Origin of the sequence: Marinobacter koreensis (assembly GCF_023156285.1) — a bacterium.
Classification (GTDB): Bacteria; Pseudomonadota; Gammaproteobacteria; order Pseudomonadales; family Oleiphilaceae; genus Marinobacter; species Marinobacter koreensis.
Map to the genome: position 1 here is coordinate 619,492 of NZ_JAKZAJ010000001.1, position 16,776 is coordinate 636,267.

Genomic DNA, 16,776 nt, shown 5'->3' on the forward strand with positions numbered 1-16,776 from the left:
ACGGTATGAAAAACTGATCGAAAGGTGAAGTCCAAGCTCTATGGATTTTTAATGGCCTTTTGTAAGCGCGGTTCTATCATACGAAGGCTGAACCCTATGCCTGTGGGCACGTTTGTGGTTCATCGCATTTTGAGATAAGGATTAGCTAGAATTTATGTGCGGGATTGCGGGATTCTGGGGGAATAAAAGATGGGTAGTGGACAAGACAGTCGCCGAGCGGATGGCCTTGCGAATCCAAAGTCGCGGTCCGGACGACGCCGGCGTTTGGAACGATGTGGCTGCCGGACTTGCACTTGCACACCGTCGCTTGGCCGTTATCGACCTCTCTCCAGCAGGGCACCAGCCTATGCAGTCGCCTTGCGAGCGTTACACGCTGATTTTCAATGGCGAAATCTATAATCATCAGGATTTGCGAGCCGACCTTGAGGCTCAAAATGCCGCCTTCAAGTGGCGCGGTCATTCTGATACGGAAACCTTGCTTGCGGCCTTGCGCCACTGGGGTGTAAGAGGGACGCTTGAGCGATTGAATGGCATGTTCGCTTTTGCGTTATGGGATGCGGATGACCAAATTTTGTTCCTGGCACGTGACCGCATGGGCGAGAAGCCGCTTTATTATGGCCGTAGCGGCAACAATTTTTTGTTTGGCTCAGAGCTCAAGGCGCTCGCCGCACATCCGGACTGGCAGGGCAAAATTGATCGTGATGCCTTGGCGCTGTATATGCGCCACAACTACGTGCCCACGCCCTGGAGTATTTACCAGGGCATCGCCAAGCTGCCGCCGGCGCATTTCGTCGCCATCCGCGAGAACGGGAAAAATGTGGGCGAACCGATTTGTTACTGGGACCTTGGTAAGATAGCAGAGCAAGGTGTCGCCGCTGCCGTTGGAGAACCTGTGGCACTAACTGATGAGCTTGATGGGCTACTGCGCGATGCCGTGGGCCGGCGCATGGCTGCAGATGTGCCCCTGGGGGCGTTCCTCTCCGGTGGGTATGATTCGACAACCGTTGCCGCGCTCATGCAGGCGCAGAGCGAGCGGCCGATTAAGACCTTTACCATCGGTTTCTATGAAAAGGGGTACAATGAAGCCCAGCATGCCAAGGCAGTAGCGGAGCACCTGGGTACCGATCACACGGAACTTTACGTCACGCCAGAGGAGGCGATGGCCGTCATCCCCAAACTACCAGCCATGTATGACGAGCCTTTTTCAGATTCGTCCCAGATTCCCACGTTTCTGGTCAGCCAGCTCGCCCGGCAACATGTAACGGTGAGCTTATCCGGGGATGGCGGTGACGAATTGTTCTACGGTTATGGACGCTATTTCAAGGCAGATGCGATCTGGAGAAAACTGGGACGCGTGCCCGTGCCATTGCGTCGGGCCTTGGCGTCACTGATTGCGCATGCGCCGGCCCGTGGACTGGAAAAAGCCATGGGATTTTTGCCCCGGCGGCTGCGTATCGATCACTTCGCTGACCGTTTGCCTAAGCTGGCCGAGATGCTGGCCTATCCGGATAGCCAATCATTTTACCGCCATTTTGTTTCCCATGCGCAGAAGCCCGAAGAGCTCGTACTGGGAGCCAAGGAACCACACACCATACTAAATCGGTCCGAGGGCATGTCTGGTCTGCCCGGGTTGCGTGAACGGATGATGTACCTGGATGCAATGACCTACCTACCCGACGATATCCTCACCAAAGTTGATCGGGCCAGTATGGCGGTGAGTTTGGAGGCTCGCGTACCACTGCTTGATCATCGATTGATCGAATTCGCTTGGCGGGTGCCGACTGATTACAAATACCGCAATGGGAAGGGAAAGTGGCTGCTCCGTCAGGTGCTTTATCGATATGTCCCTAAAGCGCTTATGGATCGGCCTAAAATGGGGTTTGGAGTACCGATTGAGCACTGGCTGCGTGGGCCATTGCGGGAATGGGCGGAGGAATTGTTGGACGAGAAGCGCCTGCGTGAGGAAGGCTTTTTCAATCCGGCCCCTATTCGCAAGATGTGGGAGGAACATGTCTCCGGAAAGCGTCGCTGGCATTATTACCTTTGGGACGTGCTGATGTTTCAGGCCTGGTTGGAACATCAGCATGACTAAGAAAGTTGTACATATCATCACCGGCCTGAATGATGGTGGTGCGGAAGGCGTCCTGGCTCGACTGTGCCTGCATAGCGAACAAGTGCAACATGTGGTCATTTCACTGATGGATGAGGGCAAGTATGGACCTCTATTGGGTCGGTCTGGTGTGACGGTTCATTGCCTGGGGATGAATCCTGGAAAACCTGGCATCGTCCGGCTCTTCCGGTTGGTCAGGCTGATTCGTGCGGAGCAGCCAGATTTGGTGCAGACCTGGATGTACCACGCCGATTTGCTGGGCGGCATTGCGGCAAAGTTGGCTGGAGTGCGGCGCGTATTTTGGGGAATTCGTCATTCAACACTTGAGAAGGGTAAGTCGAAACGATCAACGATCATGATTGCCCGTTTATGTGCGCTTTTATCGAGCTGGGTACCGAATAAGATCATTTGCTGTGCCACAAAAGCACGGGATGTTCATGCTGACATCGGCTACTCGCCGCGAAAGCTGCGCGTGATACCAAACGGTTACGATCTATCTCGCTTCAGGTCTGACGCGGCCGCCGGTGCCAAGGTGCGCGCGGAGCTGGGCCTGGGCCAAAACGATTTTATCATTGGCAGCGTCGGGCGCTTTGATCCATTGAAAGATCATTCCAACCTGCTGCGAGCTCTGGTTCGGGTAGCGGAATCCAAGATCCCCTTTTGCTGCCTACTGATTGGCAAAGGGCTGTCTCCTGATAACCTTAGCCTGGCAAAACATATTGCGGAGCTTGGCCTGCAAGATAGAGTGCTTTTGCTTGGGCAACGACCGGACGTTCCGGCTGTTATGAACGCGTTGGATCTGCATATACTTTCTAGCTCTTCGGAAGGATTTCCGAATGTCATCGCCGAGGCTATGGCCTGCGGTACTCCTTGTGTTTCTACTGATGTCGGTGATGCTTTGGAGATCTTGGGCGATCAAGAAGCATGCTGTCCTGCGCGTGATCCACAGGCATTGGGTGATCTGATCATTAAGTTAGCTCAGGAGTGGGTTCACTCTCCCTCAGAGTGGCAGGCTCGAAAAGTTGCGAGTAGTCGGCGAATTTCGGAAAAGTTTTCAATAGACGCTATGGTAGAAGCGTATGAGGCATGCTGGTTTCATGCCGCTTGCGATTAGAGTTTGTAATGGCTGGGCCGGTCGTTTTGGCTGTGAGTTGAGCATCTGAGTGGCAGGCACAACTGGCCGTATTTATCTTTGGAGTTTGGTGATGATCAGGCGTGGGCGGTAGTACATTGACAGCTAAAAAAATCCTGTTTGTTGTCAATGCCCCTGAGTTTTTTATTTCGCATCGGTTGCCGATAGCCATTGCCGCTCAAGACGCCGGGTATGAGGTTCATGTTGCGACAGCAGAAGGGGGGGACGTCCGAGAAATCCGTTGCCTGGGCATAGTGCACCATACTGTTGCCATTGCCAGAAGTGGGCAAAACCCGTTTGCGGAGCTGGGTTCTCTCATCAGTTTGTATTGGTTGTTCCGGGCATTAAAACCGGACCTGGTGCATTTGATTACCATAAAACCTGTCCTATACGGCGGCATAGCTGCCCGGCTGGCGGGAGTTTCTGCCGTGATTGCTGCCGTGTCCGGACTGGGAACCGTTTTTGTTGCGCAGTCGGCGACAGCTAAGGTTCGTCGTGTGTTGGTCTCGGGGCTTTATCGGTTGGCATTTAAACATAGACGTCTGGCGGTGATCTTTCAGAATCCAGATGATCGTGAGGGATTGTTGGCGGCAGGCGCACTTCAAAAAGGTCAGACGCGAATGATTCGTGGTTCTGGCGTGAATCTCTTCAACTACTCATTTGTGCCAGAACCCGAAGGCACGCCGGTTGTTGTGATGGCTGCCCGATTGTTGCGGGATAAGGGTGTTTATGAGTTTGTTGAAGCGGCCAGGCTGTTAAAGTCCCGTGGTGTTGAGCTGGTGATGCGCCTCATCGGTGCGCCGGACCCGGGCAACCCTACCAGCGTCGAGCAGGCAGAGCTAGATGATTGGTCAGCCGAAGGTATTGTCGAATTGGTCGGCTACCGCTCTGATATAGCGAGGCAGTATGGAGCCGCCAATATTGTGTGTTTGCCTTCCTATCGGGAGGGTTTGCCGAAAGGTCTGGTTGAGGCGGCAGCGTGTGGTCGGGCTGTGGTTACGACGGATGTACCCGGCTGCCGCGATGCTATAGAGCCGGATGTAACAGGCGTTCTGGTACCGGTAAAAAGCGCATCGGCACTGGCGGATGCCATACAAGTATTGATTGAAGCGCCCGAACGCCGGATGCGCATGGGCAAAGCAGGTCGTGAACTGGCGGAGCAAGCCTTTTCTATTAATAGTATTGTGGAACAGCACTTAGAGATTTATGAGGAGTTACTTCAGGATGCCTGAGGGGATTCTGGTCACGGGAGCGTCCGGTTTTGTCGGCGGCCAACTGATAACGCGGTTAGCTGCTCAGCCGTCGGCCCTTGTTCGGGGTGCCGTGCGAGCAAAGTTGGAGGGTGATCATTCCGTGCTTATCACCGTGGGTGAGATCAATGCCGATACGGATTGGGCTGAGGCATTGCAGGGCCAGCGTGTTATCGTTCACGCCGCTGCCCGAGCACATATCATGGATGATGGAGCCGTTGATCCGCTTGCCGAGTTCCGCGAGGTGAATGTGGCTGGTACTCTCAACCTTGCCCGCCAAGCCGCAGCGGCTGCAGTTCGCCGTTTTATCTTTATCAGTTCTATTAAGGTAAATGGAGAGCAGAGCCCGCCAGGAGGATGTTTCAAGGCTGATGACCTTCCTGCTCCGGAAGATCCATATGCCATCTCAAAGTGGGAGGCAGAACAGGGCCTGCAGCGGATTGCGCTGGAAACAGGCATGGAGGTGGTGATTATTCGTCCCCCGCTGGTGTATGGTCCGGGAGTGAAAGGCAACTTCGCTAGTATGGCCAGAATCATTGCTAAGAGATTGCCCTTGCCTTTGGGTGCGGTTCACAATAAACGCTCTCTGGTGGCACTGGATAATTTGATAGATCTGATTGTCACATGTATCCACCATCCTTCCGCCGCAAATCAGGTCTTTTTGGCAGGCGATGGAGAGGATCTATCAACGTGCGAGCTTTTGCGGCGCGTGGGTGAGGCCATGGGAAGAAAGGCGCGACTCTTGCCCTTGCCCGTTGCCTTATTGCAGCTCGGGCTTTCGGTTATCGGCAAAGGAGCTATAGCGCAGCGGCTAGTTGGGTCTTTGCAAGTAGATATTTCTAAAACACGAGATGTGTTGGATTGGAAGCCTCCGATATCCGTAGATGAGGGGTTAAGGCGCTGTTTTAGCAATAGTCAGGATGGTTAGGGTGATTCGTTTTTTGGATATTGTGTTTTCTTTGGTTGGTCTTTTAATTGGATTTCCGATACTGCTCTTGCTGTTTATTATTGGAATATTTGATACGGGTGCCCCCTTATTTCTTCAGGAGCGAGTAGGTAAGGGCAAGAGACCATTTACACTGGTTAAGTTTCGGACGATGAAGGTGAATACGTCCTCTGTGGCCAGTCATTTGGCAAGTATAACTTCCATTACGCGGTTGGGGCGCCTCCTGCGCAAGACCAAGCTTGATGAGCTGCCACAGTTGTGGAATGTGCTGAAGGGGGAGATGAGCTTAGTTGGTCCCAGGCCTTCGCTTTTCAATCAGGAGGATTTGATTCGGGAGCGTGAGATTCGTGGTGTTCTGTCCGCAAGACCTGGCATTACTGGATTGGCTCAAGTTAGTGACATTGACATGTCCACGCCGGTGCTGTTGGCTGAGACTGACGCAAAGATGCTTGCAAGCCTGACTATATCCGCCTACTTTCGATATATTCTGATGACTTTCACTGGAAAAGGGGTCGGTGATCGGGTGCCAGGGAAAAATTGATTTCCGTCGTGAAGGAAACAAAATGCTTATTACCTTCCTGAATTTGCCAAGGGTTCACAAGCGTCTGATTTCCGTTGCCTCGGATATGATCGTCTTGTTCGTGGCTATCTGGGCGGCGTTTTCGCTTCGCCTGGAGCAGGATCTTTGGATACCAACCAGGGAGCACATTCTGGTCGCGGCCATTACGGTTGTTTTTACCATTGGGGTATTTATACGGCTGGGACTTTACCGGGCAGTTATCCGATTTTTGGGTGACAAGGCTTTGATGACGATCATCTATGGGGTTGCAGCTTCGTCCTTGGCGCTTATTGTTCTCGGGTACATGTTGCAGGTGCCAGTCCCGCGCTCCGTTCCTATCATATACGGCGCCCTGGCTTTCCTGTTCGTGAGTGGCACCCGTCTCGGTATTCGCATGCTGGTGAATCATCCTAACCAGCGAAACAAGGAGCCGGTGGCGATTGTGGGAGCAGGTGAAACCGGTATGGCACTCGCATCGGCCCTGCGTCAGGGAACGGAGTACCGGCCAGTATTGTTTGTCACTATGGACAGGGCCAATCACAAAACCATGATTGACGATCTCCCGGTGGTGAGCATCGACCTGATTTCCAAGCATTTGGCTCGGTATAATGTCCGTCGGATTCTTCTGGCATTAGACCTTTATTCAGGGGTCGATCGGAAACAGTTACTGTCCAGGCTTGAGCCTTTGGAAATTCCTGTCCAGACCGTACCATCGGTATCAGAGTTATTATCGGGGCAGGCACGCATCAATGATATTCGTGACCTGGAAATCGAGGATTTGTTAGGGCGGGATCCTGTGCGGCCAGACGCAGCCGTGGTTGCGGCAAGCCTGTTTGACAAATCCGTGATGGTGTCCGGAGCGGGAGGCTCCATCGGTTCGGAGTTGTGTCGGCAGATTCTGCGCCATAAACCGAGATCTCTCGTTCTTTTTGAGCGAAGTGAATACTCCCTTTACAAGATCGAAAGAGAGCTCAAGAGGATCAACGAGGTTGAGAGTCTTGGCGTCGAACTTCACCCCTTACTAGGTAGCGTGGTGCATCGTCGGCGGTGTGAATCCGTGATGCGGACCTTTGGTATACAAACGGTCTATCATGCCGCAGCCTACAAACATGTTCCGCTGGTGGAACACAACGTAATTGAGGGTGTTCAGAACAATGTGTTTGGTACCTACCATTTGGCGGAAGCCGCCATTGATGTAGGCGTGGAGCGATTCGTTCTCATCTCGACGGATAAAGCCGTGCGCCCGACCAATGTCATGGGTGCCAGCAAACGCATGGCGGAGTTGGTGCTTCAGGGGCTGGCAGAGCGCCAAGCTTCCACGGTGTTCTCGATAGTGCGATTTGGCAATGTCCTGGGGTCTTCGGGCTCGGTCGTGCCCCTCTTTCGTGATCAGATCCGAGACGGCGGCCCAATAACTGTGACCCACCCAGAAATCATTCGCTACTTCATGACCATTCCCGAGGCCAGCCAGCTCGTGCTTCAGGCGGGAAGCATGGGAGCCGGTGGTGAAGTCTTCGTATTGGATATGGGGGAGCCGGTCAAGATTGCGGATCTGGCCAGGAAAATGATTCATTTGATGGGCTTATCGGAGAAAACCGAAGAAGCGCCCGATGGTGACATCGAAATTGTCTATACCGGTCTTCGGCCTGGCGAGAAATTGTTTGAAGAGTTGCTGATTAGTGACAACCCTCAGGGCACTGCGCATCCGAGAATCATGATGGCCAAAGAGGCTTTTATGTCATGGAAGGAGGTGGAGAAGGTCCTTAACGATCTCACAAGGGCCAGCCACGCATTTGATTGTAAGACCGTTGTGGATACGTTAAGGCACGCTCCGACGGGATTTGCCCCTAATGGTGATGTTGAGGATTTGGTATGGTGTAACCAAATTCAGGATCGTCTCAGTCCGATTGAACGCAAAGCAGTCGTTCATCAGTTGCCCCAGTCCTGATTTCGATAGCTGTTGACCGACAAGGAAGTCCATTTCCCTCTATCGCCTCTATACCGCGATTGCGATAATAGTAGTTTCGAACACAACTTGGTAAACAGGAGGGATGCTTTGAGCAAAGGAACGGTATTAGTGACCGGCGCGGACGGATTCATTGGCTCCCATCTGACGGAGCTTCTGGCCCGGGAGGGATATAAGGTTAAGGCTCTCTCCCAGTACAATTCGTTCAATTATTGGGGCTGGCTAGAAAATACCGACTGCCTCGATTCAATTGAGGTTTTGAATGGTGATGTGCGGGATCCTCACTACTGTAAGCATATTACCAAGGGCGTCGACACGGTCTACCATCTGGCGGCATTGATTGCTATTCCCTACTCCTACGTGGCTCCGGATAGCTACGTAGATACCAATGTGAAGGGCACCTTGAATATCTGCCAGGCTGCGCTTGAGAATGGTGTAAAGCGTGTTGTTCATACTTCGACCAGTGAGGTATATGGTACTGCCCAATACGTGCCGATCAATGAACAGCATCCGGTTCAGCCCCAGTCCCCCTACAGTGCGTCGAAGATTGCCGCTGACGCAATGGCGATGAGCTTTTACAACGCGTTTGATTTACCTCTGACCATCGCTCGCCCGTTCAATACGTATGGCCCTCGCCAGTCGGCTCGAGCAGTTATTCCAACGATCATTACCCAAATCGCTTCGGGCATGAAATCTATCAAGTTGGGAGACGTCTCCCCAACCCGGGATTTTAACTATGTGGAAGATACTTGCAGGGGATTTTTGGCCCTTGCCCGATCGCCAAAGACGATTGGGGAGACAGTGAATATTGCCTCGAACTTCGAGATTTCAGTGGGTGATACACTGAAGATAATCCGAGATATCATGGAAAGTGACGTGGAATTTCTTACGGACGAGCAAAGAATCCGGCCCGGTAAATCGGAGGTATTTCGTTTGTGGGGAGACAATACCAAACTGCATGAGCTGACCGGCTTCAAGCCAGAGCATTCCATTGAAGATGGATTAAGAAAAACCATTGCCTGGTTTTTGAATTCAGACAACCTGAAGCACTACAAGGCTGGCATTTATAATGTCTGACATAGCAGAAAGCCTTGTTGAGTTCGTCCGGGATCACTACCAAAGTAATGAGTTTATTCCGCTACACGCTCCCGTTTTTCGAGGCAATGAGAAGCGCTATGTGGCTGACACAATTTCATCGACTTTTGTGTCCAGTGTCGGCGAATTTGTAAGCCAGTTTGAGCGGGATGTTGCTGGTTATACCGGGAGCGAGGCGGCCGTTGCAACCGTGAATGGAACAGCGGCTTTGCATATCTGCCTAAAGTTGGCCGGAGTTGGCCAGGGGGATCTTGTTCTTACCCAGGCACTGACTTTTGTTGCCACCTGCAACGCTATTCATTACTGCAACGCAGAACCGGTTTTTATTGATGTATCGCGATCGACCCTTGGTATGTGTCCGGATTCACTGGCTGTTTGGCTAGAAAAGCGGGCTACATTCAGTGAAAAGGGAGCTTGTATTGAGCGAGAATCCGGTAAGCGAATAAGTGCCTGCTTGCCCATGCACACATTTGGCCACCCTTGTGATCTTGACCGGCTCGTAGCAGTTTGTAAGAAGTGGGGTATTCCCTTGGTCGAAGATGCGGCTGAGTCCTTGGGGAGTTTTTACAAGGGGCGGCATACCGGCACCTTCGGAATGAGCGCGGCCATCAGTTTTAATGGCAATAAAATCATTACGACTGGCGGCGGCGGTATGATTCTGAGTGATCTACAAACGGCCGCCCGGGCCAAGCACTTGACCACTACTGCAAAGAAAGCCCACGCGTACGAATACGTTCACGATGAAGTTGGCTTCAATTATCGGTTGCCGAACATCAACGCCGCTTTGGGAGTAGCCCAGATGCAAGAGCTGCAAAGCTTTCTAGAAGAAAAGCGGGCGTTGGCGGAAAGGTATCGGGCCTTTTTCAGCGGAAGTGGGTTCGAATTTGTGGATGAGCCAGCTGAGTGCACGAGTAACTTTTGGTTGAACGCAGTGCTTTGCCCTTCACGAGAAGACCGGGAGCAACTGCTGAAGGAGACCAATGAAAGTGGTGTGATGTCACGACCCGTTTGGCAGCTAATGAAGGATCTTCCCATGTATCAACGTTGCATGAGCGACGGTTTGAAGAACTCTCGCTATATTGCGGATCGATTGGTGAATTTGCCCAGTAGTGTGAAGTCCGGATAATGGCTAAGAAGGTTGCGGTCTTTACCGGTGCCCGTGCTGAATACGGTCTGTTGCATCCTTTGATGATCAAACTCAGGAGATCGTCTGAATTTGATCTCCAACTCATCGTCAGTGGTATGCACTTGTCTCCTCGTTTTGGAGAAACCTGGCGGGTAATTGAGCAGGACGGATTTGCGATTGACGCCAAAGTTGAGATGTTGCTGGCGTCGGATACTGCCTGTGGTATAGCCAAATCGATGGGTGTGGGCACCTTGGGTTTCGCTGATGCGCTTGAGAGGTTGCGGCCTGATTTTCTCGTCATTCTCGGAGATCGATTTGAAGCACTCGCTGTGGCTCAAGTTGCTGCGGTCATGCGAATTCCTATTGTGCATCTGCATGGTGGTGAAGTGACCGAAGGCGCTTATGATGACTCGATCCGCCACGCGATTACCAAGCTTGCACATTTCCACTTTGTCTCCTGTGAGGCCTACCGGCGGCGCGTGATTCAGTTGGGAGAGCAGCCTGCTTGTGTCTGGAATGTCGGGGCGTTAGGACTGGAAAATATCCGAAATATTCCCAGGGTGCCACTTGAGACAATCAATCAGCAGTTGGCTTTGAACCTCTGCAAGCCATTTTTTTTGGTTACCTATCATCCCGTGACGGCGGCAGATGAAGATCCTGGAAAGACATTCGGCAATATTCTGGCGGCCTTAAATGAGTTCCCGGACCATCAAGTGTTGTTCACATACCCCAATTCCGACAATGGTGCCGATCAACTCATAAGGTTGATAGAGCAGTATGTTACGAAACAACCGGGCAGGGCTTGGGCTATACCGTCACTTGGGCTTGCCAGGTATTTGAGTGTCGTCCAGGAAAGTGCTGCCGTGATTGGAAATTCTTCAAGCGGAATTATTGAAGTGCCGTCACTTGGCACTACCGCGGTGAATGTGGGGGTTCGACAAAAGGGGCGACTTTCGGCAGATTCGGTCGTCCATGTTGGTACACGCGTCGCTGACATCAAATCGGGTATCCAGCAGGCGTTAACCACTGAAGCCAAACAACGTGCCCGGTCTGCGAAAAATCCGTATGGAGAGGGAGATACAAGCCGCAAAATCATGGAAGTGCTTTGCAGCTTAGACCCTCCGGATGCCAAAGTATTCTACGATCTTGCGTTAATTCAGGGCGGGGGAGTCTAGTGGTCAAAATCATTGCAGAGGCAGGCGTTAATCATAACGGTAATCGCCAAATGGCATTTGATCTTATTAAGGTAGCGGCAGATGCTGGCGCCGATGCAGTGAAGTTTCAAACGTTTAATGCTGAGCGATTGGCTGCCCTGAGTGCGCCAAAAGCCAGTTATCAGCGGCAGACGACGGACTCCCAAGAGTCCCAGTTGGCAATGCTCAAGCGTCTTGAGTTGCCCGAGGCGTGGCATCAAGATCTCAAGGATTATGCTCAGTCACTTGGCCTCGTTTTTATTTCAACTGCTTTCGACACTCAAAGCCTCGGTTTTTTGCAGTCCCTGGATTTGCCATTCTACAAAGTTCCCTCTGGCGAGATTACGAATGGTCCGCTCCTTCTCGCCTTTGCAAGGACTGGTAAAGATTTGATTATCTCTACTGGGATGTCCACCCTGGCTGAAATCGAGCAAGCTTTGGCGGTCGTCGCCTACGGATATTGCCATGAAAGCGAGCCGCGTTCGCAGGAGGATGTCTGGCGGTTCTGGAGCACGACGGATGCTCGCCTAGCCATTGAGAAAAAGGTGACTCTGCTACATTGCACCTCCCAATACCCAACCCCGATGCCCGAAGTGAACCTCAGGGCCATGGATACACTGCAATGCGCCTTTGGTTTGCCCGTTGGCTATTCGGACCACACTGAGGGGCTTGTTATTCCGGTTGCTGCAGTTGCGCGCGGAGCTGCGATCATTGAGAAGCACTTCACGCTTGATCGTGATTTGCCTGGGCCAGATCATAAGGCTTCTCTGGAGCCTGGAGAACTGACAGCCATGGTGAGTCAAATTCGGGGCGTCGAGTTGGCTCTTGGTGATGGTATTAAACGACCACAAGCGAGCGAGTGGGATACGCGGCAGGCGGCGAGGCAGCAACTATTATTTGTTGGGGCGGTGAAGAAGGGTGACATTGTGAATCGCGAATCATTAAGTACAGCACGGTGTGGACGAGGCTTGTCCCCGATGAGGTTTTGGGATTTGATTGATATGCCGGCTGTTCGCGATTATGAGGCTGGCGAGGTACTTGAGTGAGCTCCGATACGCTGGATCTCGCTAAAAGGCCCTGCGTATTGTTGGGCGCCGGCGGACATGCGAAGGTTGTAGCCGACTTGGCTATTGCCCTGGGAGGATATGTTACTGGCGTTTGCGACCCGGTTTTGGTAAACGAAAATCACCGGGATTGGCAGGGCTTCCCAGTTCTTGGGGGTGATGACTATCTCTTGTCAGTATTGCCGCAAGATGTTTGGCTGTTGAACGGCGTGGGGAAAATGCCGGGCAATAAGGCAAGAGCGGCTCTTTACGTTCGATTTCGCGAGTCAGGCTTCCGTTTTCCACCATTGATTCATCCTCGCGCGAGCGTCGCTCCCAGTGCGGTCGTGCACGAGGGATCACAGGTTATGGCGGGTGCTATTATTCAGGCTGGAGCTGAGGTGGGCTGCAACGCTATCGTCAACTCAGCAAGTTCTGTCGATCACGATTCTTGCATTGGTGCACACGCACATGTTGCTCCCGGAGTGACTGTATGTGGCAACGTCACTATTGGTGAGCATGCCTTTATTGGCGCGGGTGCGACCATCATTCAGGGTGTTATTTTATCCGCGAATTGTTTTATCAAGGCCGGCTCGCTTGTCATTAAAGACAGGGTGTAGCCTGCTGAATTTAGTTTCGCTGTATTATGGTCGTGGGTTCTATATGAAGACTCATCGTTTTGAGAAAAGGTGGCAAGATGTCGTTGTTGAGCCGGAAATGCCGCTGGAAAAGGCGATTGAGATTCTGGACCGTGGTGGTCTCAGGATTGTGTTGGTCGCAGATGCCGCCCAACGCCTGGTGGGCACCGTTACGGACGGGGATATTCGGCGTGCACTTCTTAAGCATAGACCCCTGGACTCTCCGGTCCGGGACGTGATGTGCAAGCACCCACACTCTGCGGGCAGTGATTGGAGCAAAGATCGGATCTTGGCTGTTATGGAAGATCTTGAGCTGCTTCAGATTCCCGTTGTCGATGAAGATTCAAGGCTTATTGGACTTGAAACGCTGCATGGGCTGATGGAGCGCCGGACCCTGGATAATCCGGTCTTTCTCATGGCGGGTGGATTCGGAACTCGTTTACGCCCTCTGACGAACGATTGCCCGAAGCCCCTTCTGAAGGTTGGTGATAAGCCAATTCTGGAGTTGATACTGGAGAGTCTGGTGAATGCCGGCTTTCATCATTTCTACATATCAACGCATTATTTGCCGGAAATGATTCAGGAGTATTTTGGAGATGGCTCCCTCTGGGGTGTAAAGATTGAGTACGTGCATGAGGAAGAGCCCCTTGGAACTGGAGGTGCGTTGGGCCTATTGCCGAGCAATGATATCGATTTGCCTCTTTTGATGATGAACGGAGATCTGTTAACGACAATCAATTACCGTGAACTGCTGGACTTTCATCGAAATCACGACAGCATCGCCACTATGTGTGTTCGGCAATATGAACATCAGATTCCGTATGGGGTAGTCCAAACGGACGGCGCTTATATCCAGAGCATGGACGAAAAGCCGGTTCAGAAATGCTTTATTAACGCGGGTATTTATGTAATTGCACCTGAGATCGTACGTTCGGTGAAAAAGGGTACGCGAATTGATATGCCAACCTTGCTGGAAAAGCAGATGGCTCAAGGGGAAAAGGTCTCAATGTTTCCTGTCCACGAATATTGGTTGGATATTGGAAAGATGGATGACTTTCAACGAGCCCAAAGTGAAGTTGGTCTTATTTTATGAGAGTAGCCATTATCCCGGCGCGTGGGGGCAGCAAACGTTTGCCTGGGAAGAACCTCAAACCGCTTGCTGGCAAGCCAGTTATTCAATGGAGCATTGACGCCGCGCTTGAAAGTGGAATTTTTGATCGTGTATGCGTTAGCACGGATTCTGAGGAAATTGCTGAATTGGCGCAACTCGGTGGGGCTGAGGTGCCATTTCTGAGGCCGGCAGAGCTGGCGACTGATACTGCGACCACGGCGGATGTAGTCCGCGACTTCATTCACAGGTACGAGGCCCTGAAACATGAAATCGCTGAATCAGTGTGCCTGCTTCAACCGACTTCTCCTCTGAGGACGGTGAACGATATCAGGGAGGCTGCAAAGCTGCTCCTGGAAGAGGAAGTGGATGCCGTTGTTTCAGTATGTGAGATGGAACATCCTTACCAGCTATGCGGTCCTCTGGGCCCTTCAGGAAGTTTGCAGGGGTTCGTGAAAGCCGCAGAGAATATCCGCTCGCAGGATCAGGAGACCTTCTATCGTTTGAACGGTGCCATATATTTCTGCAGCAGAGAAGCCGCGTTGAAGCTTGAGATGCTCTATGAGCCTTGCTTCACTTCTCGCGCATACATTATGAGCCCGTGGCATTCCGTGGATATCGACACGAAGATGGATTTCCGGATCGCTGAGGCGTTGATTGACTGTATTTGACTCAAGTGGATCTGAGATCCGTGGGGAAACGCAATCAGGAAGCCGGCCATACTTGGCCGGCTTTTTCGTAAGGCATTAGTTAATTTTGGGCACACCAGGTGGTGTCAGTGCATCAAACCCTTCGAATGAAGGGGCTTTGGCTAGTTCAATTGCCCTGGTAGGCTCTCCCCCTGCGCCGTCACCCTGATTGGGGACTTGTTGTTGTGGCGATGTGTCGGAATCATTAGCCGCCGTGTCACCACTCGCGCCATTCGTTGTTTTGTCTGGCCCAGCCGATAGATGCTCCTGCGAAAACCGTGCTGGGATCGGTAATATCCTGACCGGTACCATAGAGTTTCCAGGCCGCACCCATATTCGGAATGAGGGTGCTATCAAAGGCTCCATCCTGTACCGCTATGCCGCAGTTTCCAGTTGGATCTTCGATGCACAGCTGCTTTCCCTGTTCCAGGTAAGGCGAGAGATCAACTCCGCATGCCTCCGGGTCAGCCGTGCAGTCTTCGGTGGCGACCTGGTAACCCGTGTTGTATCCGTCCTGACGTATGGCGTCGGTGTCGATGCCGCACTCCAGTGGTGTGTCGGCGCAGAGCTGTCGGGTTTTGGTGTCAATTCGGGTTATGACCTCTAAAGTGCTCAGGGTATCGAGCTGGAAGGACAAGTCTCTTGAGGTGGATTCACCATTTGAATCGGTGATTTTGACGGTAACACTGTGCGGCCCGCCATTCATCAACACTTCTTCAAAAATGCCGTTGTGTAACCATCCCTGTTTCAGTTGCAACGTTGATTAAAGTTTTCCGCCCGTTGGTGTTTCGCCAGGTATTCCCATTGCGTCAGATCTTCCAGTGAATCGTGTGGGCGCTCATCGTTGTATTCCGTCATCCAGGACTCGGTCAGTTCTCGGACTTCGGTGAGGTTCCGGAAGACATACATGTTCAGGATCTCGTCCCGATAAGTTCGATTGAAGCGCTCAACATACGAGTTCTGAGTGGGTGTTCCGGGTTTTACAAATTCCAATTCAATGCCGCGTTGCTCGGCCCAATCTGCCAAGGCGATCGAGATGAATTCCGGGCCGTTATCCATGCGTAGTTTGGCCGGGTAGCCTCGCCAAGCGATGATGCGTTCAAGAGCCCGTATGACCCTCGGAGCTGGCAGGTTCAGACCAACCTCGATAGCCTGTACCTCGCGGTTAAAGTAGTCCGCCACGTTGAAGGTACGGAAGCGGCGACCACAGAGCAGACTGTCGCTCATGAAATCTATGGACCAACATCGATTGACGGTAGCTGGTACGCTTAATGGCTCCGGATTTCGTGTCGGGAGTCGTTTCTTACCCCGTCGTCGTTTGTTCAGGTTGAGCGCACAATACAGCCGATGTACCCGCTTGTGATTCCACCCGTGCCCCCAGCGTCGCAGCACCTTGAATAGTTTGCTGAAACCATAGGCGGGATAGCGCTCAGTTGCACTTTGAAGCGCGGCAATCACCGGTTCATCCCGCGAGGTATCCGGCCGATACCGGTACACAGAGTCACTGATGCCAGCAATTCGGCAGGCTCTGCACCATGCGCCTGCTTCAGGTAATCCACCAGTTCTCGTCGAACGGCTGGCTATACAGCTTTTTTTCGATCACATCCTTCAGCAGTTTGTGATCCAGACTCAGCTCGGCGTACATCTGCTTTAGCCGACGGTGTAGTGGTCAACTAATCCCGGACAGTGTTTTAAGGTTTTCCTCATCAGCAACAGGTGAAATGCCGTCGTTGAATGCGTGAGGTCGTTGCCGGTTGTAGGAGGTCGCATCGGAGATGCCGTACTCCTGGCAGACTTCCTTGACCAAGCGGCCGCCCTCGACCTCCTTCAGGATCTTGACGATCTGTGACTCGCTGTACCCTGATTTCTTCATGTCGTTCTCCGCTTGCCTCATTGTGGCCGGAGAACTCTAATTACGCAT

Annotated in this window: 14 protein-coding genes and 1 pseudogene; 13 read left to right on the plus strand and 2 right to left on the minus strand. The window is 52.3% G+C overall.

Going from position 1 to position 16,776, the window contains the following annotated elements:
- Positions 1–154 precede the first annotated feature (154 nt).
- The 13 genes from asnB (at position 155) to MLD04_RS03000 (ending at position 14,837) form a co-directional block, all read left to right on the plus strand.
- Positions 155–2,092: an asparagine synthase (glutamine-hydrolyzing) gene (gene asnB / locus MLD04_RS02940; protein ID WP_248154610.1), complete on the plus strand. Its 1,938-nt coding sequence runs from the start codon at positions 155–157 to the stop codon at positions 2,090–2,092.
- A complete protein-coding gene (locus MLD04_RS02945) occupies positions 2,085–3,224 on the plus strand; it encodes a glycosyltransferase family 4 protein (protein WP_248154612.1) in 1,140 nt (379 codons plus the stop codon). The genes asnB and MLD04_RS02945 overlap by 8 nt, the downstream gene beginning before the upstream one ends.
- Positions 3,225–3,340: 116 nt before the next feature.
- Positions 3,341–4,474, plus strand: coding sequence for a glycosyltransferase family 4 protein (locus MLD04_RS02950; protein WP_248154614.1), 1,134 nt, complete (start codon positions 3,341–3,343; stop codon positions 4,472–4,474).
- Positions 4,467–5,420: a UDP-glucose 4-epimerase family protein gene (locus MLD04_RS02955; RefSeq protein ID WP_248154616.1), complete on the plus strand. Its 954-nt coding sequence runs from the start codon at positions 4,467–4,469 to the stop codon at positions 5,418–5,420. The genes MLD04_RS02950 and MLD04_RS02955 overlap by 8 nt, the downstream gene beginning before the upstream one ends.
- Position 5,421: 1 nt before the next feature.
- Positions 5,422–5,979 (plus strand): sugar transferase, encoded by a 558-nt coding sequence (locus MLD04_RS02960; RefSeq protein WP_248154618.1) that lies wholly within the window; start codon positions 5,422–5,424, stop codon positions 5,977–5,979.
- Positions 5,980–6,001: 22 nt separating this feature from the next.
- Positions 6,002–7,945, plus strand: a complete 1,944-nt coding sequence (locus MLD04_RS02965; RefSeq protein ID WP_248154621.1) for a polysaccharide biosynthesis protein — start codon at positions 6,002–6,004, stop codon at positions 7,943–7,945.
- 108 nt (positions 7,946–8,053) lie between these two features.
- Positions 8,054–9,040, plus strand: coding sequence for an NAD-dependent 4,6-dehydratase LegB (locus MLD04_RS02970; protein ID WP_248154623.1), 987 nt, complete (start codon positions 8,054–8,056; stop codon positions 9,038–9,040).
- Positions 9,033–10,184: a LegC family aminotransferase gene (locus MLD04_RS02975; protein ID WP_248154625.1), complete on the plus strand. Its 1,152-nt coding sequence runs from the start codon at positions 9,033–9,035 to the stop codon at positions 10,182–10,184. The genes MLD04_RS02970 and MLD04_RS02975 overlap by 8 nt, the downstream gene beginning before the upstream one ends.
- Complete coding sequence (neuC, locus tag MLD04_RS02980; RefSeq protein WP_248154627.1) at positions 10,184–11,359, plus strand: UDP-N-acetylglucosamine 2-epimerase; 1,176 nt, start codon at positions 10,184–10,186, stop codon at positions 11,357–11,359. The genes MLD04_RS02975 and neuC overlap by 1 nt, the downstream gene beginning before the upstream one ends.
- Positions 11,359–12,423: an N-acetylneuraminate synthase gene (gene neuB, locus MLD04_RS02985; RefSeq protein WP_248154629.1), complete on the plus strand. Its 1,065-nt coding sequence runs from the start codon at positions 11,359–11,361 to the stop codon at positions 12,421–12,423. Before neuC ends, neuB begins: the two co-directional genes overlap by 1 nt.
- Positions 12,420–13,040 (plus strand): acetyltransferase, encoded by a 621-nt coding sequence (locus MLD04_RS02990; RefSeq protein ID WP_248154631.1) that lies wholly within the window; start codon positions 12,420–12,422, stop codon positions 13,038–13,040. The genes neuB and MLD04_RS02990 overlap by 4 nt, the downstream gene beginning before the upstream one ends.
- A gap of 43 nt (positions 13,041–13,083) precedes the next feature.
- Positions 13,084–14,151 carry a nucleotidyltransferase family protein gene (locus tag MLD04_RS02995; protein ID WP_248154633.1) on the plus strand — a complete coding sequence of 356 codons (1,068 nt, stop codon included), beginning with the start codon at positions 13,084–13,086 and terminating at the stop codon, positions 14,149–14,151.
- Entirely contained in the window at positions 14,148–14,837 is a 690-nt protein-coding gene (locus tag MLD04_RS03000) for an acylneuraminate cytidylyltransferase family protein (RefSeq protein WP_248154635.1), read from the plus strand. The genes MLD04_RS02995 and MLD04_RS03000 overlap by 4 nt, the downstream gene beginning before the upstream one ends.
- Positions 14,838–15,072: 235 nt before the next feature.
- On the opposite strand, the gene MLD04_RS03005 is transcribed toward MLD04_RS03000, so the two are convergent.
- Both MLD04_RS03005 and MLD04_RS03010 read right to left on the minus strand, forming a co-directional pair.
- On the minus strand, positions 15,073–15,612 hold the full coding sequence (locus MLD04_RS03005) for a hypothetical protein (protein ID WP_248154637.1): 540 nt from the start codon (positions 15,610–15,612) through the stop codon (positions 15,073–15,075).
- Positions 15,603–16,728 (minus strand): annotated as a pseudogene (locus tag MLD04_RS03010) (IS3 family transposase). The gene MLD04_RS03005 and the pseudogene MLD04_RS03010 overlap by 10 nt, the downstream one beginning before the upstream one ends.
- Positions 16,729–16,776: the final 48 nt, after the last annotated feature.